Genomic DNA, 23,083 nt, shown 5'->3' with positions numbered 1-23,083 from the left:
GACGGTCCTCCCTGATTGACCAGGGGTCCGCATGCGTGGCGGCCCCGATTGGAGCGGGATCATGCCATTGGCAGAGGGGCTACCGCAGCATGGCCGACATCGCTGAGCAGCAATTGAGCATTCGTACCGCCGCCTCGACCGAAGGCGCGGCGAAACGCAGTTCGACCGGCGCGACGCGCTCGAAGGTCGGCCACTGGCAGAACAGGTCGGCCAGCGCCGGCGTCTGCGTGCGCAGCGTCACGCGCAGCGGCGTTGGCCACACGAGCGGCTGGGCCGCCGTTCGCGCGGCCATGGCCTCGACCACGCCTGCACGGATCGCCGCACACGACTGCGCCGGCGACAGCGAGATGCCGCTGGTTTGACCGGTCGCTCGCTTGGTCTGCACGAAGGTGGCCCACGGGAACAGCGGACGCGTTTCTTCGATAAAGAGGTCGTCGCCGCTCGCCATCAGCACCGGCGCGCCGTACGCGCCCGCCAGCGCGCCGTAGAGGCCGGCCTCGCTCATCGGCTGGCCGTCGAATTCGATGGCCGCGAAGGCGAAGCTGTTGATGGTGTGGGCCAGGATGCCGGCGCCTTGCGCGCGTGCGTGGTAGCCGACCATGCAGACGCCGTCCATGCCCAGCTCCACACCCGCCACCATGCTGAGGTAACGCGGCTTGCCCTGGATCGCCTGCGCGCGCGGGTCGAGCGCATCGGGCAGCAGGTTGCGGAAGTCGCCGTGCGAGTCGTTGACGTAGACCTCGGTCGCGCCGCCGTCGAAGGCGCCGGCGATGGCCGCGTTGGCCTCGTCGGTCATCCAGCGGCGGGCGCGCTCGTACTCGCCGTTGCCCGATCGGGTCTGCTGCGGGTGGTAGACGCCGGCCACGCCTTCGATGTCGGTGGAGATGAGGATTTTCATGGGGTCCGTTCGTTGGGAAGCGACAGCACATCGCACAGCGCGCGCCGCACATGGCCGTCGCGGCCGGTGACGGTCGCGGCGCACCACAGCGCATGCAGGATCGCCTGCTCGGTGCTGTCGGCCGCGGCCTGGAAGAGCGGGTCGAGCAGCGCATCGTGCAGCAGCGCGACCGGGGGCATCGGCACATCGGGGTGCTGCGGCAGCGTGTAGGCGGTCGAGAAGGCCAGCGCGATGTCGCCGCTGCCGTGGCCGAAGACCGAGCCGGTGCGTGCGAGCCCCGCGCCGGCGCGCAGCGCAAGGCGGCCCAGCTGGCGCGCATCGAGCGGCGCGTCGGTGGCGAGCAGCATGATGATCGAGCCCTTCTCGGGGCTGGCGTCCGAGGCGCCGAGTTGCGCCGCAAGCCGCAGGCCCCACGCGTCGCCGGCCACCGTCAGCTGTTCCGGACGGCCGTAGTTCGCCAGCACCAGCGCGCCCACCGTGAAGGGGGTCGCGCCGATCGCCACGCAGCGCGAGGCGCTGCCCACGCCGCCTTTGAGGCCGAAGGCGGACATGCCGCGCCCCGCGCCGACCGCGCCCTGCGCGACATCGACGCCGGCGTGCGACCACGCCCGCAGATAGTCGGTCTCGCCCACCGCCATGCGCTGGATATCGTTGAGATAGCCGTCGTTGCACTCGAAGACCAGCGGATTCACGGTCGGCAGGTCGCGGCCGCATTCGGGGTTGGCCGCCACGCATTGGCGAATCTGTGCCGCCGCCACCGCCGGCACCGAAAAGGTGTTGGTCAGCGCGATCGGCGTCTCCAGCACGCCGAGTTCCTCGACCTGCATCAGCCCCACGCTCTTGCCGAAGCCGTTGAGCACCGCGAAGCCCGCCGGCACGCGCTGCCGATACGGGTCGCCGCCATGCGGCCGCACCACGGTCACGCCCGTCTGCACGTCGCCCTCGTCCAGCGTCGCGTGACCGACGGTGACGCCCGCCACATCGGTGATCGCATCGCGCGCACCCGAGGGCAAGCGGCCGATGCGCGGAACCGGCATCGCCATGGCTACAGCCGGTCGATCTTCGGATCGAGCGCGTCGCGCAGGCCGTCGCCCAGCAGGTTGAAGGCCAGCACGGTGAAGAAGATCGCCAGCGACGGGAACAGCGCCACGTGCGGCGCATTGACCATGTCGGCACGCGCCTCGTTCAGCATCGCGCCCCATTCGGGCGTCGGCGGCTGCGCGCCAAGGCCGAGGAAGGACAGGCTCGCCGCCGTGATGATCGAGGTGCCCAGCCGCATCGTGAAGTACACGACGATGGCCGAGATGGTGCCCGGCAGGATGTGCCGCAGCAGGATGGTGCGGTCGCTCGCGCCGATGCTCTGCGTGGCCTCGATGTAGGTCAGGTTCTTCAACACCAGCGTGTTGCCGCGCACCAGGCGCGCGAAGGCCGGCACGCTGAACACCGACACCGCGATCACCACGTTGACCATGCCGCTGCCCAGGATCGCCACCACGCCCAGCGCCAGCAGCACGCCCGGGAAGGCGAAGAGCACGTCGGAGATGCGCATGACGATGCGGTCCCACCAGCCGCCGTAGTAGCCGGCCAAGAGGCCGAACACGGTGCCGATGATCGCGCCCAGCACCACCGAGAAGAAGCCCGCGGCCAGCGAGATGCGCGTGCCCATCAGGATGCGGCTGAAGATGTCGCGGCCCAGCGGGTCGACGCCGAACCAGTGCATGGCCGACGGGCCCTGGTTGATGCGGTCGTAGTCGAAGAAGTTCTCGGCGTCGAAGGGCACGATCCACGGTGCAAGCACCGCGACCCCCACCAGCAGCACGACGAAGATCAGCGCGCCGAAGGCGACGTGCTGCATGCGGAACTTGCGCCAGAACTCGCTCCACGGTGTGCGCACGCCGGCCTCGACCACCGCCACGGCGGCGGCCATCGTCACGGACGCTTCACTTGTATCGGATGGTGGGATTGATGAAGCCATAAAGGACGTCGACGACGAGGTTGATCAGGATGAACTCGAGCGAGAAGAGCAGCACGAGGGTCTGGATGACGGGGTAGTCGCGCATGTCGATCGCATCGACCAGCAAACGGCCCAGCCCCGGCCAGTTGAAGACGGCTTCGACCACGATCGAGCCGCCGAGAAGAAAGCCGAACTGCAGGCCCATCATGGTCACCACGGGAATCAGCGCGTTGCGCAGGCAATGCTTGAGCACCACCCACTTCTCGCTCACGCCCTTGGCGCGCGCGGTGCGCACGAAGTCTTCCTGGATCACCTCGATGAAGGACGACCGCGTGAAGCGCGCCATCACGGCCGCGACGGCCGCCCCCAGCGTGAGCGAGGGCAGGATGTAGTGGCGCCACGTGTCGGCACCGACCGTGGGCAGCCAGCCCAGCTGCACCGAGAACACCTGCATCAGCAGCATGCCCAGCGCGAAGGCGGGAAAGGAAATGCCCGAGACCGCCAGCGTCATGCCGATGCGGTCGGGCCATTGGTTGCGGTACACGGCCGACACGATGCCGATCACCATGCCGAAGACCACCGCCCACACCATGCTGGTGAGGGTGAGCAGCAGCGTCGGCATGAAGCGCTCCGCGATCTCGGTCGACACCGGGCGCTTCGAGCGCAGCGAGGTGCCGAAGTCGCCCTGCACCAGGTTCACGAAGAAGTTCAGGAACTGCTGGGGCATCGGCTTGTCGAGACCCAGGTCCTGGCGCACCAGTTCGACCGTCTCGGGGCTGGCGTCGACGCCCGCCGCGAGCCGCGCGGGATCGCCCGGCAGCATGTGGACGAACAGGAACACCAGCACCGCGACGATGAAGAGCGTCGGCAGCAGACCCAGCAGGCGCTTGAGGATGTAGGAAGTCATCGTCGCGGATCAGCGTTGACGCGTTTACTTCAGTTCGACGTCGTCGAAGTTGAAGCTGCCATCAGGAATCACGTAGAAGCCGGCCAGGTTGCGGGCGCGCACCGACAGCAGCTGCTCGGTCACGAGGAAGGCCCAGGGTGCGTCCTTCCAGATGCGTTGCTGCACGTCGGCGTAGATCTTCGATTTGGCTGCCAGGTCGGTCGTGACCAGTGCCTTCTTGATGCCGGCGTCGACTTCGTCGTTCTTGTAGTAGGCCGTGTTGAAGAGCTTCGGCGGGAATGATTCCGACGCCAGCAGCGGACGCAGCGCCCAGTCGGCTTCACCGGTCGACGACGACCAGCCCACGTAGTACATGCGCACCGGCGCGGTGGCCGGGTCTTGCGCGCTTTCGACGCGTTCGACGCGCTGGCCGGCTTCGAGCGCCTGCACCTGCACCTTGATGCCGACCTGGCCCAGCTGCTGCTGCACGAACTGGATCACCTTCTGCGCGGTCGTGTAGTTGTAGGCCGACCAGAGGATGCTCTCGAAGCCGTTCGGGTAGCCGGCTTCCTTCAGCAGTTCCTTCGCCTTGGTCGGGTTGTAGGGCCACGGGCCCAGCTTGACCGCGCCATCGACGCCCTTGGGCAACACGCCTTCGGCCGGGATCGCATAGCCCGAGAAGGCCACCTTGACCAGCGCTTCCTTGTTGATCGCGTAGTTGATGGCTTCACGCACCTTCGGGTTGTCGAAGGGTTTTTGCTGCGTGTTGAACGAGATGTAGCGCTGGATGATCGACGGCGCGGCCGTCACTTCCAGGCTGGCCTTGCCCTGCAGCGTCTGCGCGGCTTCCGGCGGCATCGGGAAGGCGAAGTGCGCTTCGTTGGTCTGCATCATTGCGGCGCGGGTGTTGTTGTCCACCACCGGGCGCCAGGTGATCGAGTCGACCTTCGGGTAGCCCTTGCGCCAGTAGCCGTCGAACTTGGCGACCTTCAGGTAGTCGGTCGACTTCCACTCGACGAACTTGAAGGGGCCGGTACCGACCGGGTTCTGCGCAATGCCCTTGCTGCCGAACTTGGCCAGCGCCGCCGGCGAGATGATCACGGCGGACGGATGCGCCAGCGTGTTCATGAACGGCGAGAACGGCTCGGTCAGCGTGAACTTGACCGTGGTCGCGTCGACCGCCTCGGTCTTGGCGATGTTCTTGTAGAGGTTGTAGCGCTTGAGCTTGTTGTCGGCGTTGGTCACGCGGTCGAAGGTGGCCTTCACCGCTTCGGCGTTGAAGTCGGTGCCGTCGTGGAACTTCACGCCGCTGCGCAGCTTCAGCGTGTAGACCAGGCCATCCTTGCTGACCGTGTAGCCGGTGGCAAGCACCGGCACCATCTTCATGTCCTTGTCGAAGCCGTAGAGGCCTTGGTAGAAGGACTTGGCGACGGCCTGCGACAGCGTGTCGTTCGCGTCGTACGGGTCTGTCGTCGTGAAGTTCGACTGCACCGCGACAACGATGTCCTTGGCGGCGTGGGCGGACAGCGCGATGCCGGCCAGGGCCAGCGCGCCTGCGATGCGGGAAAGGCGTTGGGTGAACATGCGAAGACTCCTTTGAAGTCGGTTGGGGTGGGGATTGAAAAGAGAAAACTGAATTGGGTCAGACAATCGGATGCCGCGCGACGAAATGGCCAGGACCGACCTCGACCAGCGGCTTGAGATCGGGCTCGTAGCCCACCGGATGCACCGGGCTCGGGATCTCGCCCTTCTGCAGCGTGCGGCCGATGTGGCGGCGCGTCGGGTCGGCCACCGGCACCGCGGCCATCAGGCGCTTGGTGTAGTCGTGCTGCGGGTTCTCGAAGATCGCGCGGCGCGGGCCGATCTCGACGATCTGCCCGAGGTACATCACGGCCACGCGGTGGCTCACGCGCTCGACCACGGCCATGTCGTGCGAGATGAAGAGGAAGGCCACGCCCAGCTCGCGCTGCAGGTCGAGCAGCAGGTTGACGATCTGCGCCTGGATCGACACGTCGAGCGCCGACACCGACTCGTCGGCCACCACGACCTTGGGGTTGAGCGCCAGTGCGCGGGCGATGGCGATGCGCTGCCGCTGGCCGCCGGAGAACTCGTGCGGATAGCGCTGCGCATGGTCCGCCGGCAGGCCCACCTTTTCGAGCAGCCAGCGCACGCGCGCCTGCGCTTCGTCGCCGCTCGCGATGCCGTGCACCAGCAGCGGCTCCATGATCGAGTAGCCCACGGTCACGCGCGGGTCGAGCGAGGCGAACGGGTCCTGAAAGATGAACTGGATGTCGCGGCGCAGCGCCTGCACGTCCTTCTTCGGCAGTTCGAGGATGTTGCGGCCGTTGAATTCGATCGCACCCCGCTGGCTCTCGACCAGGCGCAGCAGCGAGCGGCCGGTGGTCGACTTGCCGCAGCCCGATTCGCCCACCAGCGCCAGCGTCTCGCCGGCATGCAGGTCGAAGCTGACCTTCTCCACCGCATGCACGCGGCGCGTGACGCGGCCGAGGATGCCGCTGCGCAGGTCGAAGCGCGTGACCAGGTCCTTCACGCGCAGGATGGGCGGCTGGTCGGCGCGCACGGTGTCCTGCGGCACGGCGGCCACCGGAGTCGCGTCGCCATCGACGCGGAGCAACTCGAACTTCGCCGGCAGGTCGGTGCCATGCATCGCGCCGAGCTGCGGCACGGCCGACAGCAGGGCGCGCGTGTAGGCATGGCGCGGCTGCGCGAAGACCTCTTCCGACGGGCCGGCCTCGACCTTGTCGCCGCGGTACATCACGAGCACGCGGTCGGCCACCTCGGCCACCACGCCCATGTCGTGCGTGATGAAGAGCACGCCCATCTGCATCTCGGTCTGCAGCTCGCGGATGAGCTGGAGGATCTGCGCCTGGATGGTGACGTCGAGCGCGGTGGTCGGCTCGTCGGCGATCAGCAGCGAGGGCTTGCACGACAGCGCCATCGCGATCATCACGCGCTGGCGCATGCCGCCCGAGAGCTGGTGCGGAAAGCGGTCAAGCACGTTCTTCGCTTCGGGAATGCGCACCAGTTCAAGCATGCGCAGCGCCTCGGCGCGTGCGGCGGCGCGGTCCTTGTGCTGGTGGATCGCGATGGCCTCGGCGATCTGGTCGCCGGCGGTGAACACCGGGTTCAGCGATGTCATCGGCTCCTGGAAGATCATCGCGATGTCGGCGCCGCGGATGCCGCGCATCGTGGCGTCGGGCGCGCGCGCCAGGTCGAGCACGTGGCCGTTGCGGCGGCGGAAGGCCATGCGCCCGCCGACGATGCGGCCGCCGCCATATTCCACCAGCCGCATCAGCGCGAGCGAGGTCACGGACTTGCCCGAGCCCGACTCGCCGACGATGGCCAGCGTCTCGCCGCGCTCGACGTGGAAAGACAGGTGGCGCACCGCGTCGACCACGCGCTCGGAAGTCGAGAAGCGGACGTTGAGGTCGTTGACCGCCAGCACCTGGCTCTCGGGCAGGGTGAGCGAGGACGCGGAAGCAACGGCGGGTGGCGGAGCAGTGAGGACGGCAGACATGGCGACCCGTTTCAACGGTGGATGGCAGTGTGGGGCGCTTCGGCGCCACGGGCATGTGCGCGGTACATGCCCTCGGTGTTGAAAGGGAGGCAGACGTTGCCGAGCCGGTCGACCGCGATCAGCCCGCCGCGCCCGCCGATGGTCGGCAGCGACTGCATGACCACCGCGTCGCTCGCTTCCTGCAGCGTCTGGCCCGCATAGCGCATGCGCGCGCAGACATCGTAGGCGGCGACGACGCGCATGAACATCTCGCCGCTGCCGGTACACGACACGGCAGCGGTGGCGTCGTCGGCATAGGTACCGGCGCCGATCAGCGGCGAATCGCCGATGCGGCCGACGCGCTTGTTGGTCATGCCGCCGGTGGACGTGGCCGCGGCCAGGTGGCCGTGCCGATCGAGCGCGACCGCGCCGACCGTACCGAACTTGCTGCCCTCGGCCAGCGGCGCACCGTCGTGGTCGAGCGAGACGCGATCGCCGGCGCGGGCATGGTGCAGTTGCTGGCGACGTGCCTCGGTCGAGAAGTAGCTCGGGTCGACCATCTCGAGCCCACGTTCGCGCGCGAAGGCCTCAGCGCCGGCACCGGCGAGCAGCACGTGGGCGCCGTCTTCCATCACCGCACGCGCGGCGCGCACCGGTCGACGGATATGGCTCACGCCCGCGATGGCGCCGGCGCGCAGGTCGGCACCGTTCATCACCGCGGCGTCCAGTTCATGCGTTTCGTCGTGCGTGAAGACCGCGCCGTGGCCGGCGTTGAACAGCGGGCAGTCTTCCAGCATCTCGACGGCCAGGCAGACGGCGTCGAGCGCCGGCGCGCCGCGCAGCAGGGCGGCCTGGGCGGCGGCGACGATGGCGTGCAGCGCGTCGCGGTAGGGCTGGGCGCTGGCGGCGTCGGCCGCCACGGCGGCGATGGTGCCGGCACCGCCATGAATGGCGATCACGGGGGTGGTGTTCATGGTGTCTCTTTCTTGTGGGCCGTCGCGGCCGCGCGCAGGGCTTGCGCGCCGTGCAGCCAGGGCACGACCGACTCCATCACGTTGCCGGCGAGCTGGAAGGCGCCCGGTGTGCGCAAGGCGACCGCACTGCTCAACGCCTCGATCACGGCCAGCGCGCTGGTCTCGCAGTTGGGACGGTAACGGGTTTCGGTCTGCGCATACAGGGCCACATCGGCCAGCGGCGCCAAGGGGGAACTGGGCCGGTCGGTCAGCACCAGCACCCGCACGCCGTGTGCCCGCGCGATGCCGGCCAGCGTGACGGTGTCGGTCAGGTAGCGCGGGAAGCCGATGGCCACCAGCAGATCGCGCGACGTGCCGCGCGCGACCGAGCGGGCGCCGTGCGTCACGCCGCTGGGCGTCGGCAGCAGGCGCAGGTCGGCGCAGTAGGCGTCGAGGCCATGGTGCAGCAGCCCCGCGAGCCAGGCGCTGGCACCGAAGCCGGCGATGTAGACCGTGCGGGCGTCCAGGATGTGCTGCACCGCGCGCTCGCAGGCGCCGTAGTCCAGCGTGCGGCGGGTCGCCTCGATGTTGCGGTGGCTTTCTTCCAGGGCCGTGGCGAACACGTCGGCCACGGTCGACGGCAGCGCCAGGTTGCCGCGCAACTGCTCGACCGGTGCGATCAGCGGCTCGAAGCCGCGCACCAGCTCGGCCCGGAAGCTGGCGTAGCCCTCGTAGCCCAGCGCCCGCGCAAAGCGGTTGGCCGTCGCCACCGAGACGCCTGCAGCCACGGCCAGCTCGTCGATCGGCAGCGTCGCGACCTGCAGCGGGTGCGTGAGCACGTAGTCGGCCACCTGTCGGTGCGAACGCGTCAGGCGCGGCAGTTCCTGCGCGATGCGTTGCGCCACCGTGGTGCCAGGAATCGATGGAGAAGTCGGGTTCATGCCGCTGCGCGTGCACCCTTCGTGGGCGAAAAAGTAAATTTGATTACAAATATACCCTCACGCCGAAAATTTTTGGTCATTTGCAGTGCGTGATGCAAATTCCGGGCCGGCCACGCTGGAAGCTGCCGCCCTCCCTGCCGGCCGTCAGTCGTCGTGTCGACTCGGATTCAGCACCTTGGCGACCACGTCCCCACTGAAGCCACGCGCCATCAGGAAGCGGGCCTGCCGTGCACGCTCCTTCGCATCGGCGGCCGGGGTTTCGAAGCGGCGCGCCCAGACCTCGCGGGCGCGCGCCAGTTCGGTGTCACGCAGGCCGGCCACCGCCTCGGCGATGGCCGCGGGCGCGATGCCCTTGTGCTGCAGTTCCTGCCGCACGCGCGCCGCACCCATGCGCGGCGCGCGCTGGTGCACGACCGACTGCACCACCCGCGCCTCGCTGATGAAGTCCTTGGCAGCGAGCTCGTCGAGGGCCTGCGCCAGCGTGCCGGGTTCTTCCTCGTACTTCGCCAGCTTGCGCTCGAGCTCGGCGCGCGAATGCTCGCGCTGGCTCAAGAGCCGCAGGGCGCGGCCCTTGAGCGACGGTGCGGCAAAACCCATCTATTCAGCGCCTGCTCATTCCTTGGCGGCCGCCTTGGCAGCCTTGGCGTCGGCCTTGGCCTTGGCGTCGCTCTCGGCCTTGGCTTCCGCCGAGCCGGCCTCGGCGGCCAGCAGCGGGATGCCCAGCGACTCGCGCACCTTGTTCTCGATCTCGCGCGACAGCGCCGGGTTCTCGCGCAGGAATTCGCGTGCGTTGTCGCGGCCCTGGCCGATCTTCTCGTTGTTGTAGGCGTACCAGGCGCCCGACTTGTCGAGGATCTTGGCGGTCACGCCCATGTCGATGATCTCGCCCTCGCGGCTGATGCCTTCGCCGAACAGGATGTCGAACTCGGCCGTCTTGAACGGCGGCGACACCTTGTTCTTCACGACCTTCACCTTGGTTTCGTTGCCGATCGCCTCGTCGCCCTTCTTGATGGTGCCGATGCGGCGGATGTCCAGGCGCACCGAGGCGTAGAACTTCAGCGCATTGCCGCCGGTGGTGGTTTCGGGCGAACCGAACATCACGCCGATCTTCATGCGGATCTGGTTGATGAAGATGACCATGCAGTTGGTCTTCTTGATGGTGGCGGTGAGCTTGCGCAGCGCCTGACTCATCAGGCGGGCCTGCAGGCCGGGCAGCGAGTCGCCCATTTCGCCTTCGATTTCGGCCTTGGGGGTGAGCGCGGCGACCGAGTCGATCACGATCAGGTCGACGGCGCCCGAGCGCACCAGGGAGTCGACGATCTCGAGCGCCTGCTCGCCGGTGTCGGGCTGGCTGATCAGGAGGTCGGACAGGTTGACGCCGAGCTTCTGGGCGTACTGCACGTCGAGCGCGTGTTCGGCGTCGACGAAGGCGCAAGTGCCGGCCTGCTTCTGCATTTCGGCGATGACCTGCAGCGTGAGCGTGGTCTTGCCCGAGGATTCCGGGCCGTAGATCTCGATGACCCGGCCGCGCGGCAGGCCGCCGACGCCCAGCGCGATGTCCAGACCGAGCGAGCCGGTCGACACCACCTGCACGTCTTCCAGCGCTTCGCCTTCGCCCAGCCGCATGATCGTGCCCTTGCCGAACTGTTTTTCGATCTGTGCAAGCGCGGCCTGCAGAGCCTTGGCCTTTTCGCTGCCGGCGACCGAAATGCTGCTGCCCTTGACGAGTGCGTCCATGAGAAAACTCCTTGAATATCAACGGGTTGTGTTGGAAATCATCCCGCTGCTTTTAACCACAGGCCTGGATGCTTGAACAGTAGTGTAGCGGTGCGTACTTTCAAGTAAACCCGATTTATAGTCAGTTTGCTTTACCATTTGGCGCCATGGTCGAGCCCCTGTTTCCCACCGATCCCGACGCCTGGCGCCAGACCCACCTGGGCCGCCTGCTGGGCCACGCGATGCGCCGCTTCGACGAGCGCGTGCTCGCGCTGATGGCGCACGACGCCGACGTGCCGCTGGCGCTGTCGAACCTGGCGGCGCGGGCGCAGGTCAGCGCGGCGCACATCCACATCACGCGTCACCTGTCGCGCGGCGGCTCGCGCCTGACCGAGCTGGCCGAGCGCGCCGGCATGACCAAGCAGGCGATGGGCACGCTGGTCGACCAGTGCGAGGCCTGGGGCCTGGTCACGCGCGAGCCCGACCCGCTGGACGCGCGGGCGCGGCGGGTGCGCTTCACGGCCGACGGGCTCGCGTGGCTGGAAGCCTTCCGCCAGGCGGTGGCACAGGCCGAAGGCGAGTTCCGTGCGAGCGTGGGCGACGAGGTCGCGACGGTGGTCACCCTGGGGCTGGAGGCCTACGCGGGTTGACGGGGGTTTGCACCGAGACCTGCGCCAGAACAAGCGCGGCCGCCGGTGCGGCCCCTAGAATTCGCCGCGGAGACAAACAAAGGCGCGACACACGCGCCCCACAAGCCGGAGGTGGCTCATGCGGATCCTCATTGCAGAAGATGACCAGGTGCTGGCCGACGCCCTGCTGCGCAGCCTGCGAACCTCGGGGGCGGCGGTGGACCGCGTGGCCACCGGCACGCAGGCCGACGCCGCGCTGATGACCAACAGCGAATTCGACCTGCTGATCCTCGACCTCGGCCTGCCCAACATGCACGGCCTGGAGATCCTCAAGCGCCTGCGCGCTCGTGGCTCGCAACTGCCGGTGCTGGTGCTGACTGCCGCCGACAGCGTGGAAGAACGCGTCAAGGGCCTGGACCACGGCGCCGACGACTACATGGCCAAGCCCTTCTCGCTGCAGGAACTCGAAGCCCGCGTGCGCGCGCTCACACGCCGCGGCATGGGCGGCACCAGCAACGCCATCAAGCACGGCCCGCTGGTGTACGACCAGGCCGGCCGCGTGGCCACCATCGACGGCAAGATGATCGAGCTGTCGGCGCGCGAGCTCGGCCTGCTCGAGGTGCTGCTGCAGCGCGCCGGCCGGCTGGTGAGCAAGGACCAGCTGGTCGAGCGGCTCTGCGAATGGGGCGAAGAGGTGAGCATCAACGCCATCGAGGTGTACATCCACCGCCTGCGCAAGAAGATCGAGAAGGGCCCGGTGCGCATCGCCACCGTGCGCGGCCTCGGCTACTGCCTCGAGAAGATCCAGGCCTGAGCCATTTCCCCGCGCGATGAAGCTCTTTCAGCGCGCGCAGCGCTCCCTGTTCGGCGAGATCCTCGACTGGATGCTCACGCCGCTGCTGCTGCTGGTGCCGGTGAGCATCGGCGTGACCTGGCTGGTGGCGCAGGGCATCGCCAACGCCCCTTTCGACCGGGCGCTCGAAAACAACGTGCAGACGCTGGCCCGGCTGCTGGTGGTGCAGGACGGGCGCATCCAGTTCGCGCTGCCGCAGCCCGCGCGCGACATCCTGCGCGCCGACGACATGGACGTCGTCTACTACCAGGTGATCGACGGGCGCGGGCAGTTGCTCAGCGGCGAGCGCGACGTGCCGCCGCCGCTGGCCGACGAGACGACCGCGCCGGGCACGGTCTACCTGCACGACGCGACGATGCGCGGCAAGGCGGTGCGCATCGCGTCGCTGTGGGTGGCCGGCGCCCACGACGACCCGCCCGCGCTGGTGCAGGTGGCCGAGACGCGCGCCAAGCAGTCGGTACTCGCCACCGAAATCATCAAGGGCGTGCTGCTGCCGCAGTTCGCGATCCTTCCGCTGGCGGTGTTGCTGATCTGGCTGGCGCTGGTGCGCGGCATCAAACCGCTGTCGGTGGTGGAGGCGCGCATCCGCGAGCGCCGGCCCGACGACCTGAGCCCGCTCGACGAGTCAGCGGTGCCGCTCGAGGTGGTACCGCTGGTGTCGTCGGTCAACGAGCTGCTCAACAAGCTGCGCGACTCGATCGCCACGCAGAAGCGCTTCCTGGCCGATGCGGCGCATCAGTTGAAGACGCCGCTGGCTGGACTGCGCATGCAGGCCGACCTGGCCCAGCGCGAGGGGGCCAACGCCGAGGAACTCAAGCAGTCGCTCAAGCAGATCGGCCTGGCCAGCGTGCGCGCCACGCACACGGTGAACCAGTTGCTCTCGCTGGCACGCGCCGAGAGCAGTGGCGCCGTGATCGGCTGGCAGAACTGCGACCTGGCGCGGCTGACGATCGAGGTGGTGCGCGAGGCGGTGCCGCGTGCCATCGAGAAGCGCATCGACCTGGGCTACGACGGGGCCGAGGCGGGCACGGCCGGCGTCGTGCTGCGCGCCAATGCGACGCTGCTCAAGGAAATGGTGCGCAACCTGGTCGACAACGCACTCAACTACACGCCGTCGGCCCTGGAACGCACCGGCATCGTCACGGCGCGCGTGCTGGCCGACCCCTTCGGTCGCATCGTGCTGTTGCAGGTGGAAGACAACGGGCCCGGCATCGCCGAGGCCGACCGCGAACTGGTCTTCGAACCGTTCTACCGCGTGCTGGGCAACGAGGCCGACGGCTCGGGCCTGGGCCTGCCGATCGTGCGCGAGATCGCGCGCCAGCACGGCGCCACCGTGCGCCTGGAAGACGCCCACCCTGGCGAGCAGCTGCCCGGGACGCGGGTCACCGTGCGCTTCGAGCTCGCGGCCTGAACGTCGCGAGGCGGTGTTCCCTCAGGGGGCTTTTCGGATCTGCAGCAACTCGGGCCGCACCTGCCGCTCGACGCGATGCGGTTCGCTTTCGCTGAAGCGCGCCGGCTGGAAGCCGAAGGCCGCGAAGGCGCCCTGGCTCCAGGCGAAGTAGCCCCCGTTGGCCAGCACCAGCAGCACCACGACGACACGCCAACGGGTGTTCATGGCAGGGCCAGGCCCCGCGGCCGCACGCTGATGTCGGAACTGGTGATGCGCTGCAGGCCGGCCGCCGTCAGCACACACAGCTCGCCGCCCCATCCAACGCCTTCGCACAGGCCGGTGGTGCCGTCGCTCAACTGCACCTCGCGCCCGCGCAAGGCGTCGCGCGCGGCGAAGCGCTCGGCGAAGGGCGCGAAGCCGCGTTCGGCGAACGCCTGCACCGTCGCGACCAGCGGCGGCACCACATCGAACAGCAATTCGCCAGGCGTCGCGTCCGGCCGCCATTCATGGACCCAGGCCGGCGGCATGCGCAAGCCATCGGCCTCGCGCGGGCCGAGGTTCACGCCGATGCCGATCACCACGTAGCGCTGCGCCGCATCACCCTGCGGCACGGCCGTCTCGATCAGGATGCCGACGAGCTTGCGGTCGTCCACCCACAGGTCGTTGGGCCACTTCAGGCGCACATTGGCCGATGCGGTCGGATCGAGGCTTTCGGCCACGCTCACCCCCACGGCCAGCGAGAGGCCGGACCAGTCTTTCGGGGCCAGCGGGAGGCCGAGCGAAAAGGTCAGCGAGGCCGGCTGCGCCGTGTCTTGGGCGCTCTGCCAGGGGCGGCCGAGCCGGCCGCGGCCGGCGGTCTGGCGCTCGGCCACCAGCAGCACCGGCGCCGGGTTGCCGGCGCGCGCTCGGCGCATCAGCTCGGTGTTGGTCGAGTCGATTTCGTCGACGCGCTCGACCGCGAAGCCCGGGCAATACGGCGCGACCGCCGCAGCGATCCGGTCGTCGAACCCTGGCCCGGCCACGGCGTGCATCACACCAGGGCCGCGGCCTCGGTGGCCGGCGTGGGCGAAGCGTGCTTGCGCAACTTCTTGCCCATTTTCTTCTCTGCCTTCTTTTCGGCTTTCTTCTTGTCGACCTTTTCGGCCTTCTTTTCCGCCTTCTTGGCCTTGGCCTTCTTCTTTTGCTTCTTCGACTTCTTCTTGTCCTCGTCCTTCGGCGCGAGCAGCGTGCCGCGGCAGCTGGCAGAGCCGCACCAGCAGGGGAAGTCGGCCAGCAGCTCCGGCGTGTAGGGCAGGTCGATGACCAGGCCGTAGTCGTAGTTCAATTCCTGGCCGGCCGGGATGTCGCGCAGCGCCTTGATGAAAATGCGGCCGTCGACTTCGTCGGCTTCGCAGTTCGGGTCGCAGGAATGGTTGATCCACTTGGCGGCGTTGCCTTCGACCTTGCCGTCGATCACACGCTTGTCGTCGATGTGGAAGTAGAAGGTGTGGTTCGGCTGGGCCGGGTCGTGCGGATGGCGGCGCAGCGCCTCCTTCCAGCTGATCACCTCGCCCAGGTACTCGATGAGCGTTTCACCCTCGGCGATGTCCTGCGCGGCGAACACGCCCTTGCCATGGACGCCCGATCGACGGGTCTGAATGCGGCGGCCACGGAGCGGAGGGGTTTTTGAAGGCATCGCCGAAGTCTGATAGTTTGAATGTGCACACATGTGCGCGTGCGCGTATGCACGCACGCGAGAGCAGCGAAGTATAGAGAGAGCCCAGATGACAAAGACGTTGGTAATTGCAGAAAAGCCGTCGGTTGCGCAGGACATCGTCCGCGCCCTCACGCCCACGGCGGGCAAGTTCGAGAAGCACGACGAGTACTTCGAGAGCGAGCAGTACGTCGTGACGAGCGCCGTCGGCCACTTGGTCGAGATCCAGGCGCCGGAGGAATTCGACGTGAAGCGCGGCAAGTGGAGCTTCGCCAACCTGCCCGTCATTCCGCCGCACTTCGACCTGAAGCCGGTCGACAAGACCAAGACGCGCCTGAACGCCGTGGTGAAGCAGGCCAAGCGCAAGGACGTGACCCAGCTCATCAACGCCTGCGACGCGGGCCGCGAGGGCGAGCTGATCTTCCGGCTGATCGAGCAGTACGCCGGCGGCAAGACCCCGCTGAACAAGCCGGTCCGGCGCCTCTGGCTGCAGTCGATGACGCCGCAGGCGATCCGCGACGGCTTCGAGTCGCTGCGCACCGAGGCGCAGATGCAGGGCCTGGCCGACGCCGCGCGCTCGCGTTCCGAAGCCGACTGGCTGGTGGGCATCAACGGCACGCGCGCCATGACCGCCTTCAATTCGCGCGACGGCGGTTTCTTCCTCACCACCGTGGGCCGCGTGCAGACGCCGACGCTGTCGGTGGTGGTCGAGCGCGAAGAGAAGATCCGCAAGTTCGTCAGCCGCGACTACTGGGAAATCCACGGCGCCTTCCAGGCCGAGGCCGGCCAGTACCCGGGCAAGTGGTTCGATGCGAACTTCAAGAAGCCGCCGCCCGGCCCCGATGGCGTGGCCGACCCCGAGATGCGCGCCGACCGCGTGTGGCGCGAGCGCGAGGCCGCCGAGATCGCCGATGCCGCGCGCGGCAAGCCCGCCACCGTCACCGAAGAGAGCAAGCCCACCACCTCGGCCTCGCCGATGCTGTTCGACCTGACCTCGCTGCAGCGCGAGGCCAACGGCCGCTTCGGCTTCAGTGCCAAGACCACGCTGGCGCTGGCGCAGAGCCTGTATGAGCGCCACAAGGCGCTGACCTACCCGCGGACCGACTCGCGCGCGCTGCCCGAGGACTACCTGCCGGTCGTCAAGGACACGATGAAGATGCTCGCCGACAGCGGCATGAAGCATCTGGCGCCCTTCGCCAGGCAGGCGGTCGACGGCAACTACGTCAAACCGAACAAGCGCATCTTCGACAACGCCAAGGTGTCGGATCACTTCGCCATCATCCCGACGCTGCAGGCGCCCAGCGGCCTGTCCGACGCCGAACAGAAGCTCTACGACTTCGTCGTGCGTCGCTTCATGTCGGTGTTCTTCCCGAGCGCCGAGTTCCAGGTGACCACCCGCATCAGCACGGTCGAAACCAACGGCAAGAAGTACCCCTTCCGCAGCGACGGCAAGGTGCTGGTCAAGCCGGGCTGGCTCGCCATCTGGGGCAAGGAAGCCGTCAACGACGACGACGAGAAGGACGGCAAGAACCTGGTGGTGGTGAAGCCGGGCGAAACGGTGAAGACCGAATCAGCCGACATGAAGGCGCTGAAGACCCGCCCGCCGGCGCGCTACTCCGAAGCCACGCTGCTGGGCGCCATGGAAGGCGCCGGCAAGACCATCGACGACGACGAGCTGCGCGAGGCCATGCAGGAGAAGGGCCTGGGCACGCCCGCCACGCGCGCGGCCACCATCGAAGGCCTGATCGCCGAAAAGTACATGCTGCGCGAAGGCCGCGAGCTCATCCCGACCGCCAAGGCCTTCCAGCTGATGACGCTGCTGCGCGGCCTGGGCGTGGAGGAACTCTCCAAGGCCGAGCTCACCGGCGAGTGGGAATACAAGCTCGCGCAGATGGAGAAGGGCGCGCTCAGCCGCGCCGACTTCATGCGCGAGATCGCCGAGATGACGCAGCACATCGTCAAGAAGGCCAAGGAGTACGACCGCGACACCGTGCCCGGGGACTACGCGACGCTCGCGACACCCTGCCCCAACTGCGGCGGCGTGGTGAAGGAGAACTACCGTCGCTATGCATGCATCGGAAAAACCGGCACCGGCGAAGATGCCTGCGGCTTCTCCTTCGGCAAGTCACCCGCCGGCCGCACCTTCGAGGTGGTGGAGGCGGAAGCCTTGCTGCGCGACAAGCACATCGGCCCGCTCGAAGGCTTCCGCTCCAAGGCGGGCTGGCCGTTCACGGCCGAGATCATCCTCAAGTACGACGCCGAGGAGAGCAAGAACTGGAAGCTGGAGTTCGACTTCGGCGACGACAACGCCGACAGCGGCGAGATTGTCGACTTCGGCGCGCAGGACACGCTGGGCCCGTGCCCGATCTGCGGCGCCCCGGTGTTCGAGCACGGCGCCAACTACGTCTGCGAGAAGTCGGTGCCGACGAACGCGCAGCCGACCCCGAGCTGCACCTTCAAGACCGGCAAGGTGATCCTGACACAGCCGGTGGAACCCGCGCAGATGGAAAAGCTGCTGGCCACCGGCAAGACCGACCTGCTCGACAAGTTCGTCTCGATGCGCACCCGCCGCGCCTTCAAGGCCTTCCTGGTCTGGAACAAGGACGAGGGCAAGGTGACCTTCGAGTTCGCGCCACGCGAGGGCGGCAGCAAGTTCCCGCCGCGCAAGACCTTCGGCAAGGCCGCGCCGGCGAAGAAGGTCGCGGCCAAGAAGACCGCCGCAGCGAAGACGCCCGCCGCCAAGAAAGCCGCCGCACCCAAGGCGCCGCGCAAGCCCGGCGCCGGCCTGAAGCCGAGCGAGGCGCTGGCCGCGGTGATCGGCGCCGAACCGGTGGCGCGCACCGAGGTCATCAAGAAACTGTGGGACTACATCAAGGCCAACGGGCTGCAGGACGCGGCGAACAAGCGCGCCATCAATGCCGACGACAAGCTCAAGCTTGTCTTCGGCAAGGACCAGGTGACGATGTTCGAGCTGGCCGGCATCGTCGGCAAGCACCTGAGCAGTTGAACCCTTTGGAGACGACCATGAACATCTCGACCCGCCTTTTGCTTGTTCCCGCGCTGCTGGTGGCGCTGCTGGCCTCGGGCTGCAGCGGCCTGCCGACAGGCGACAGCCGGTCCACCGGCGCCTCGCGCAGCGGTGTCGAGGTGTTCGGCACCATCGACGCCGGCGTGGGCCGGACTGACACGAAGCGTTAGGGCCTGTTAGCGCCGCAGGAGCGCCTGCCGCAGCATGCGCGCCGCCCGATCGCGGATCTTGCCGGGCGTGCTGTGGTGCGGCCGGTGCGGCTGCACCCGCGCCGCGGTGCAGGCGCCGAGGAAGTCGTTGAGGATGGCGGTGTCGTCCACCGTGCTGATGGTGCCGCCGGCCTTGTGGAACTCGGGGTGCCACTGCGTGGCCGCGATGTAGCCGCGCCCCGCACGCCCGCTCACCCTGCGGATCGCCTCGGGCACGCGGTCCGGGTAGCTCCAGGCCTCGACTTCGAAGCCCGGCGCCAGGTCCTTGATGCCCTGGTGGTGGATGCTGTTGACCCGCGCGTGCTGCACACCGGGATACATGCGCGAGAGGTGGGTGTTCTCCACCATCACGATGTCGTGGAAGTTCTGGTCGTAGCTCACCGGGTCGCGGTGGCGCAGCGCGTTGGGATGCTGCGTCTCGATGTCCTGGAACAGCGTGCCGCCGAAGGCCACGTTGATGAGCTGCAGCCCGCGGCAGACGCCGAAGATCGGCTTGCCGGCCTGCTCGAAGGCCTCGACCAGCGCCAGGTCGTACAGGTCGCGGATGCGGTCGCCCACCCACGCATCGCGCAGCGGCACTTCGCCGTAGCTGCCGGGCCAGACGTCGGCACCGCCGTGCATCACGACGCCGTCGAGCCATTCCGCGTAGTGCGACAGCTTGGTGTCGCCGCGCGCGGTCTCCCCGGTCGGGCAAGGCACCATCACGACCATCGCGCCGGCCGACATCAGCCAGTGCGCGATGGACTGCTCGACGTACTGCAAGGTCTTGTTGGTGAAGAGGGACCGCGCCGGATCGGCGTGCTGGAAGCAGGCGGAAAGGCCGATCTTGAGGCGGCCGGCGGCGGTCTGTTGCATGTCTGGAGCGCGGGCGAAGCGGTGAGGGAAAGACAGGCGCCCATTGTGGCGTCACGGCCCGCGCACCGCGAGTCGGACGGCGCGCCAAGTATGCTTTCGGCCACAAGATCACCGAGACGACACCCATGAGGACATCGCGATGAAGACCATTCAGGGCCCGGGCATCTTCCTGGCGCAGTTCGCCGGCGACACCGCCCCCTTCAACTCGCTGGACGCCATCGCCGGCTGGGCCGCAGGGCTCGGCTACAAGGGCGTGCAGATTCCGACCTGGGATGCACGCCTGTTCGACCTGCAGAAGGCCGCCGAGAGCGAGACCTATTGCGACGAGGTGCGCGGCACGCTGGCGCGGCACGGGCTGCAGATCACCGAGCTGTCGACCCACCTGCAGGGGCAACTGGTGGCAGTGCACCCGGCCTACGACGCCGGCTTCGACGGCTTCGCAGCGCCCGAAGTGCGCGGCAACCCGGTGGCGCGGCAGCAGTGGGCGGTGCAGCAGCTGATGCTGGCGGCGCGCGCGTCGTCGCGCCTGGGGTTATCGGCGCACGCCACCTTCTCCGGCGCGCTGGCCTGGCCCTATCTCTATTCGTGGCCGCCGCGCCCACCGGGCCTGATCGACGAGGCCTTCGACGAACTGGCGCGGCGTTGGCTGCCGATCCTCAATGCCTTCGACGACGCCGGCGTCGACGTGGCCTACGAGGTCCATCCCGGCGAGGACCTGCACGACGGCGTGAGCTACGAGATGTTCCTCGACCGCGTCGGCCAGCATCCGCGCGCCTGCCTGCTCTACGACCCGAGCCACTTCCTGCTGCAGCAGCTCGACTACCTGGCCTACATCGACCACTACCACGCGCGCATCAAGGCCTTTCACGTGAAGGACGCCGAGTTCAACCCGAGCGGCAAGCAGGGCGTGTACGGCGGCTTCCAGCCCTGGCTGAACCGCGCCGGACGCTTCCGCTCGCTGGGTGACGGGCAGGTCGACTTCAGTGCGATCTTCTCGAAGATGGCGGCTTACGACTACCCGGGCTGGGCGGTGCTGGAATGGGAATGCTGCATCAAGCACCCGGAAGACGGCGCCCGCGAAGGCGCGCCCTTCATCGACCGGCACATCATCCGGGTGGCCGACCGGGCCTTCGACGACTTCGCCGCCGGCGGGGTCGATCAGGCGGCCAACCGGCGCATGCTGGGCCTGGACTAACGGTCGCCGCGCAGCAGCCGCGGACAAATAACGACAGCGGTTAGCAACACTTGTGCCCGATCGGGTAGAATACGCGGTTCGTTTCGATACCACGACGAAGCACTTTCGTCTTATTGCCGGCTGACTTGGACCATCTACGGATTTGCCAGGCCTTTCATTCTCAAGCCGGCTCATACAGTGTGTTGGAGCGCCAGACCGGGCGCCCATGATTGCCACCACTGCCTTCGTTCCTGTTGAAGCGAATTCCGCGCTGTCTGCGCCGTGCGCGCCCCTGTCGGGCGCCTCTCCCGGTGCACCTGCGTTCGTTTTCACTTATTTTCAGCGTCTTGCGGTGTCGCAAAACGCCAAGGCTTTCATGGACAACATTCAACACACGGTGGGCAAATACCTCGTGTCGCCTCTCATCAAGAACCTGGACGACGGCCGCTTCGCAGCAGCCGTCTCGATCCGCTCGGGCCGCGGCAGCGGCATGCACGACCGCGTGATGCGCTTCACCCCGCATTTCGGCAGCCATGCCGCCGCCCTGCGCTACGCCGTCGACGAAGGACTGCACTGGGTGCGTCAACGCACCGCCGTCCGACCGACGCCAACGACTTGCGCCGCTTGAGCGGCACCTGGTTTTTCATCATCATCACGACAACTTTTCAGAGGTAATTCATGGCCAAGGAAGAACTGATCGAAATGAACGGCGCAGTGACCGAAGTGCTGCCCGACTCGCGCTACCGCGTCACGCTGGACAACGGTCACCAGCTGATCGCCTACAGCGGCGGCAAGATGCGCAAGCACCACATCCGCATCCTGGCGGGCGACAAGGTGTCGCTCGAACTCTCGCCCTACGACCTGACCAAGGGCCGGATCACCTTCCGCCACCTGGAACGCCGCGGCCCGCCGCCGGTCAACAGCGGCGCCCAGCGTCGTTGATCGCAGCAGAAACCCGCCAGTGACAGGTCCCGCTACCGGTTTCGGCACGCTGCCGCTCGCGCCGCAGACGCTCGCCAACCTCACGCAGCTCGGCTACGTGCAGATGACGCCCATCCAGGCGGCCAGCCTGCCGGTGGCGCTGCTCGGCAAGGACCTGATCGCCCAGGCCAAGACGGGCAGCGGCAAGACCGCCGCCTTCGCCCTCGCCCTGCTGGCCAACCTGAACCCGCGCCGCTTCGCCGTGCAGGCGATGGTGCTGTGCCCCACGCGCGAACTCGCCGACCAGGTCACCACCGAAATCCGCCGCCTGGCGCGCGCGGAAGAGAACATCAAGGTCGTCACGCTCTGCGGCGGCGTCGCCCTGCGCGGCCAAACCGCCAGCCTGGAGCACGGCGCCCACATCGTGGTCGGCACGCCCGGCCGGATCATGGACCACCTCGAGCGCGGCAACCTGAGCCTCGATGCGCTCAACACGCTGGTGCTCGACGAAGCCGACCGCATGCTGGACATGGGCTTCTTCGAGGACATCGTGACGGTGGCGCGCCAGTGCCCGCCCGAGCGTCAGACGCTGCTGTTCTCGGCCACCTACCCCGACGGCATCGCCAAGCTGGCGGCGCAGTTCATGAAGTCGCCGCAGCAGATCACGGTCGCCTCGCAGCACGACGAAGGCAAGATCGTTCAGCGCTGGTACGAAGTGAAGAACAGCGATCGGCTGCACACCGTGTCGATGCTGCTCGACCACTTCCGCCCGGCCAGCACGCTGGCCTTCTGCAACACCAAGCAACAGTGCCGCGACCTGGTCGCCGTGCTGCAGGCGCAGGGTTTCAGCGCGATGGCGCTGTTCGGCGAGCTGGAACAGCGCGAGCGCGACCAGGTGCTGGTGCAATTCTCCAACCGCAGCTGCTCCGTGCTGGTCGCCACCGACGTGGCCGCCCGCGGTCTGGACATCGCCCAGCTCGAAGCCGTGATCAACGTCGACGTGACGCCTGACGCCGAGATCCACATCCACCGCATCGGCCGCACCGGCCGGGCGGATGCCGAAGGCCTGGTGCTCAACCTGGCCAGCATGGACGAGATGGGTTTCGTGGGCAAGATCGAGCAGCTGCAGGGCCGCGAATCCGACTGGCGCCCGCTGGCCGAACTCACGCCCGGCACCGGCGAGCCGCTGCGCCCGCCGATGTCCACGCTGCAGATCGTCGGTGGCCGCAAGGAGAAGATCCGCGCCGGCGACGTGCTGGGCGCGCTCACCGGCGACGCCGGCTTCGCCAAGGAACAGGTCGGCAAGATCAACGTCAACGAGTTCTCCACCTACGTGGCGGTCGACCGGCGCATCGCGCGCGAGGCTGCCCACAAACTCTCCACCGGCCGCGTCAAGGGCAAGAGCGTCAAAGTGCGCCTGCTCGACGATGTGGCTTAATTACGCCCTTCGACCCCTTTTTTATCCC

General features: G+C 67.9%; 23 protein-coding genes. 9 read left to right on the top strand and 14 right to left on the bottom strand.

Annotated features, from left to right (window positions below):
- Positions 1 to 79: 79 nt before the first annotated feature.
- From ACSFA2_RS09655 to recA, 10 genes are all read right to left on the bottom strand, one after another.
- The gene (locus tag ACSFA2_RS09655) at positions 80 to 898 is read right to left on the bottom strand and encodes a M55 family metallopeptidase (RefSeq protein ID WP_435455111.1); all 819 of its coding nucleotides are present in this window, start codon (positions 896 to 898) and stop codon (positions 80 to 82) included.
- Entirely contained in the window at positions 895 to 1,941 is a 1,047-nt protein-coding gene (locus ACSFA2_RS09650; protein WP_435455110.1) for a DmpA family aminopeptidase, read from the bottom strand. The genes ACSFA2_RS09655 and ACSFA2_RS09650 overlap by 4 nt, the downstream gene beginning before the upstream one ends.
- 2 nt (positions 1,942 to 1,943) lie before the next feature.
- Entirely contained in the window at positions 1,944 to 2,825 is an 882-nt protein-coding gene (gsiD, locus tag ACSFA2_RS09645; protein WP_435455495.1) for a glutathione ABC transporter permease GsiD, read from the bottom strand.
- A gap of 13 nt (positions 2,826 to 2,838) precedes the next feature.
- On the bottom strand, positions 2,839 to 3,759 hold the full coding sequence (gene gsiC / locus ACSFA2_RS09640) for a glutathione ABC transporter permease GsiC (RefSeq protein WP_435455109.1): 921 nt from the start codon (positions 3,757 to 3,759) through the stop codon (positions 2,839 to 2,841).
- A 24-nt stretch (positions 3,760 to 3,783) separates the two neighbouring features.
- On the bottom strand, positions 3,784 to 5,322 hold the full coding sequence (gene gsiB, locus ACSFA2_RS09635; RefSeq protein ID WP_435455108.1) for a glutathione ABC transporter substrate-binding protein GsiB: 1,539 nt from the start codon (positions 5,320 to 5,322) through the stop codon (positions 3,784 to 3,786).
- Between the two features lie 58 nt (positions 5,323 to 5,380).
- Positions 5,381 to 7,276, bottom strand: coding sequence for a dipeptide ABC transporter ATP-binding protein (locus ACSFA2_RS09630; protein ID WP_435455107.1), 1,896 nt, complete (start codon positions 7,274 to 7,276; stop codon positions 5,381 to 5,383).
- Between the two features lie 11 nt (positions 7,277 to 7,287).
- Positions 7,288 to 8,229, bottom strand: coding sequence for an isoaspartyl peptidase/L-asparaginase family protein (locus ACSFA2_RS09625; protein ID WP_435455106.1), 942 nt, complete (start codon positions 8,227 to 8,229; stop codon positions 7,288 to 7,290).
- Complete coding sequence (locus ACSFA2_RS09620) at positions 8,226 to 9,149, bottom strand: MurR/RpiR family transcriptional regulator (protein WP_435455105.1); 924 nt, start codon at positions 9,147 to 9,149, stop codon at positions 8,226 to 8,228. The genes ACSFA2_RS09625 and ACSFA2_RS09620 overlap by 4 nt, the downstream gene beginning before the upstream one ends.
- Positions 9,150 to 9,293: 144 nt before the next feature.
- Positions 9,294 to 9,746, bottom strand: a complete 453-nt coding sequence (recX, locus tag ACSFA2_RS09615; protein ID WP_435455104.1) for a recombination regulator RecX — start codon at positions 9,744 to 9,746, stop codon at positions 9,294 to 9,296.
- 15 nt (positions 9,747 to 9,761) lie between these two features.
- Complete coding sequence (gene recA, locus ACSFA2_RS09610; RefSeq protein ID WP_435455103.1) at positions 9,762 to 10,886, bottom strand: recombinase RecA; 1,125 nt, start codon at positions 10,884 to 10,886, stop codon at positions 9,762 to 9,764.
- A gap of 146 nt (positions 10,887 to 11,032) precedes the next feature.
- Here recA and ACSFA2_RS09605 point away from each other — a divergent pair, with 146 nt between their 5' ends.
- The 3 genes from ACSFA2_RS09605 (at position 11,033) to ACSFA2_RS09595 (ending at position 13,758) form a co-directional block, all read left to right on the top strand.
- Positions 11,033 to 11,515 carry a MarR family winged helix-turn-helix transcriptional regulator gene (locus ACSFA2_RS09605; RefSeq protein ID WP_435455102.1) on the top strand — a complete coding sequence of 161 codons (483 nt, stop codon included), beginning with the start codon at positions 11,033 to 11,035 and terminating at the stop codon, positions 11,513 to 11,515.
- Positions 11,516 to 11,633: 118 nt separating this feature from the next.
- Positions 11,634 to 12,308, top strand: coding sequence for a response regulator (locus ACSFA2_RS09600; RefSeq protein WP_435455101.1), 675 nt, complete (start codon positions 11,634 to 11,636; stop codon positions 12,306 to 12,308).
- Positions 12,309 to 12,324: 16 nt separating this feature from the next.
- On the top strand, positions 12,325 to 13,758 hold the full coding sequence (locus ACSFA2_RS09595) for a sensor histidine kinase (protein WP_435455100.1): 1,434 nt from the start codon (positions 12,325 to 12,327) through the stop codon (positions 13,756 to 13,758).
- A gap of 21 nt (positions 13,759 to 13,779) precedes the next feature.
- Here ACSFA2_RS09595 and ACSFA2_RS09590 read toward each other — a convergent pair whose 3' ends face one another.
- From ACSFA2_RS09590 to ACSFA2_RS09580, 3 genes are read right to left on the bottom strand one after another with little or no spacing between them, the layout of a single operon-like run.
- A complete protein-coding gene (locus tag ACSFA2_RS09590; RefSeq protein ID WP_435455099.1) occupies positions 13,780 to 13,962 on the bottom strand; it encodes a sporulation protein in 183 nt (60 codons plus the stop codon).
- Positions 13,959 to 14,768 carry a biotin--[acetyl-CoA-carboxylase] ligase gene (locus tag ACSFA2_RS09585; RefSeq protein WP_435455098.1) on the bottom strand — a complete coding sequence of 270 codons (810 nt, stop codon included), beginning with the start codon at positions 14,766 to 14,768 and terminating at the stop codon, positions 13,959 to 13,961. Before ACSFA2_RS09585 ends, ACSFA2_RS09590 begins: the two co-directional genes overlap by 4 nt.
- Positions 14,768 to 15,412 carry an SET domain-containing protein gene (locus ACSFA2_RS09580; protein WP_435455097.1) on the bottom strand — a complete coding sequence of 215 codons (645 nt, stop codon included), beginning with the start codon at positions 15,410 to 15,412 and terminating at the stop codon, positions 14,768 to 14,770. The genes ACSFA2_RS09585 and ACSFA2_RS09580 overlap by 1 nt, the downstream gene beginning before the upstream one ends.
- Positions 15,413 to 15,500: 88 nt before the next feature.
- Here ACSFA2_RS09580 and ACSFA2_RS09575 point away from each other — a divergent pair, with 88 nt between their 5' ends.
- Both ACSFA2_RS09575 and ACSFA2_RS09570 read left to right on the top strand, forming a co-directional pair.
- Positions 15,501 to 18,437 (top strand): DNA topoisomerase III, encoded by a 2,937-nt coding sequence (locus ACSFA2_RS09575; RefSeq protein WP_435455096.1) that lies wholly within the window; start codon positions 15,501 to 15,503, stop codon positions 18,435 to 18,437.
- 17 nt (positions 18,438 to 18,454) lie between these two features.
- Entirely contained in the window at positions 18,455 to 18,628 is a 174-nt protein-coding gene (locus tag ACSFA2_RS09570) for a hypothetical protein (RefSeq protein ID WP_435455095.1), read from the top strand.
- 6 nt (positions 18,629 to 18,634) lie between these two features.
- On the opposite strand, the gene ACSFA2_RS09565 is transcribed toward ACSFA2_RS09570, so the two are convergent.
- Entirely contained in the window at positions 18,635 to 19,522 is an 888-nt protein-coding gene (locus ACSFA2_RS09565; protein WP_435455094.1) for a gamma-glutamyl-gamma-aminobutyrate hydrolase family protein, read from the bottom strand.
- 139 nt (positions 19,523 to 19,661) lie between these two features.
- On the opposite strand from ACSFA2_RS09565, the gene ACSFA2_RS09560 reads away from it, so the two are divergent.
- From ACSFA2_RS09560 to dbpA, 4 genes are all read left to right on the top strand, one after another.
- Positions 19,662 to 20,717, top strand: coding sequence for a sugar phosphate isomerase/epimerase family protein (locus tag ACSFA2_RS09560; protein ID WP_435455093.1), 1,056 nt, complete (start codon positions 19,662 to 19,664; stop codon positions 20,715 to 20,717).
- 205 nt (positions 20,718 to 20,922) lie between these two features.
- A complete protein-coding gene (locus tag ACSFA2_RS09555; protein WP_435455092.1) occupies positions 20,923 to 21,324 on the top strand; it encodes a hypothetical protein in 402 nt (133 codons plus the stop codon).
- A gap of 50 nt (positions 21,325 to 21,374) precedes the next feature.
- Positions 21,375 to 21,638 carry a translation initiation factor IF-1 gene (gene infA, locus ACSFA2_RS09550; RefSeq protein ID WP_068631262.1) on the top strand — a complete coding sequence of 88 codons (264 nt, stop codon included), beginning with the start codon at positions 21,375 to 21,377 and terminating at the stop codon, positions 21,636 to 21,638.
- A gap of 19 nt (positions 21,639 to 21,657) precedes the next feature.
- Complete coding sequence (dbpA, locus tag ACSFA2_RS09545) at positions 21,658 to 23,055, top strand: ATP-dependent RNA helicase DbpA (RefSeq protein WP_435455091.1); 1,398 nt, start codon at positions 21,658 to 21,660, stop codon at positions 23,053 to 23,055.
- Positions 23,056 to 23,083 lie beyond the last annotated feature (28 nt).

The organism is Variovorax cryoconiti (assembly GCF_051216395.1).
Taxonomy (GTDB): domain Bacteria; phylum Pseudomonadota; class Gammaproteobacteria; order Burkholderiales; family Burkholderiaceae_C; genus Variovorax.
This window is presented reverse-complemented; position numbering and strand designations above follow the sequence as displayed.

Bases quoted from the DNA above. Each gene is read 5' to 3' on its own strand.
- ACSFA2_RS09565 (WP_435455094.1), bottom strand. From the start codon at position 19,522: ATGCAACAGACCGCCGCCGGCCGCCTCAAGATCGGCCTTTCCGCCTGC.
- gsiB (WP_435455108.1), bottom strand. From the start codon at position 5,322: ATGTTCACCCAACGCCTTTCCCGCATCGCAGGCGCGCTGGCCCTGGCC.
- ACSFA2_RS09600 (WP_435455101.1), top strand. From the start codon at position 11,634: ATGCGGATCCTCATTGCAGAAGATGACCAGGTGCTGGCCGACGCCCTG.
- ACSFA2_RS09560 (WP_435455093.1), top strand. From the start codon at position 19,662: ATGAAGACCATTCAGGGCCCGGGCATCTTCCTGGCGCAGTTCGCCGGC.
- infA (WP_068631262.1), top strand. From the start codon at position 21,375: ATGGCCAAGGAAGAACTGATCGAAATGAACGGCGCAGTGACCGAAGTG.
- ACSFA2_RS09580 (WP_435455097.1), bottom strand. From the start codon at position 15,412: ATGCCTTCAAAAACCCCTCCGCTCCGTGGCCGCCGCATTCAGACCCGT.
- gsiD (WP_435455495.1), bottom strand. From the start codon at position 2,825: ATGGCCGCCGCCGTGGCGGTGGTCGAGGCCGGCGTGCGCACACCGTGG.
- recA (WP_435455103.1), bottom strand. From the start codon at position 10,886: ATGGACGCACTCGTCAAGGGCAGCAGCATTTCGGTCGCCGGCAGCGAA.
- ACSFA2_RS09555 (WP_435455092.1), top strand. From the start codon at position 20,923: ATGATTGCCACCACTGCCTTCGTTCCTGTTGAAGCGAATTCCGCGCTG.
- ACSFA2_RS09570 (WP_435455095.1), top strand. From the start codon at position 18,455: ATGAACATCTCGACCCGCCTTTTGCTTGTTCCCGCGCTGCTGGTGGCG.
- ACSFA2_RS09605 (WP_435455102.1), top strand. From the start codon at position 11,033: ATGGTCGAGCCCCTGTTTCCCACCGATCCCGACGCCTGGCGCCAGACC.
- ACSFA2_RS09655 (WP_435455111.1), bottom strand. From the start codon at position 898: ATGAAAATCCTCATCTCCACCGACATCGAAGGCGTGGCCGGCGTCTAC.
- ACSFA2_RS09585 (WP_435455098.1), bottom strand. From the start codon at position 14,768: ATGCACGCCGTGGCCGGGCCAGGGTTCGACGACCGGATCGCTGCGGCG.
- ACSFA2_RS09620 (WP_435455105.1), bottom strand. From the start codon at position 9,149: ATGAACCCGACTTCTCCATCGATTCCTGGCACCACGGTGGCGCAACGC.
- ACSFA2_RS09575 (WP_435455096.1), top strand. From the start codon at position 15,501: ATGACAAAGACGTTGGTAATTGCAGAAAAGCCGTCGGTTGCGCAGGAC.
- ACSFA2_RS09650 (WP_435455110.1), bottom strand. From the start codon at position 1,941: ATGGCGATGCCGGTTCCGCGCATCGGCCGCTTGCCCTCGGGTGCGCGC.
- gsiC (WP_435455109.1), bottom strand. From the start codon at position 3,759: ATGACTTCCTACATCCTCAAGCGCCTGCTGGGTCTGCTGCCGACGCTC.
- ACSFA2_RS09625 (WP_435455106.1), bottom strand. From the start codon at position 8,229: ATGAACACCACCCCCGTGATCGCCATTCATGGCGGTGCCGGCACCATC.
- ACSFA2_RS09630 (WP_435455107.1), bottom strand. From the start codon at position 7,276: ATGTCTGCCGTCCTCACTGCTCCGCCACCCGCCGTTGCTTCCGCGTCC.
- ACSFA2_RS09590 (WP_435455099.1), bottom strand. From the start codon at position 13,962: ATGAACACCCGTTGGCGTGTCGTCGTGGTGCTGCTGGTGCTGGCCAAC.
- ACSFA2_RS09595 (WP_435455100.1), top strand. From the start codon at position 12,325: ATGAAGCTCTTTCAGCGCGCGCAGCGCTCCCTGTTCGGCGAGATCCTC.
- recX (WP_435455104.1), bottom strand. From the start codon at position 9,746: ATGGGTTTTGCCGCACCGTCGCTCAAGGGCCGCGCCCTGCGGCTCTTG.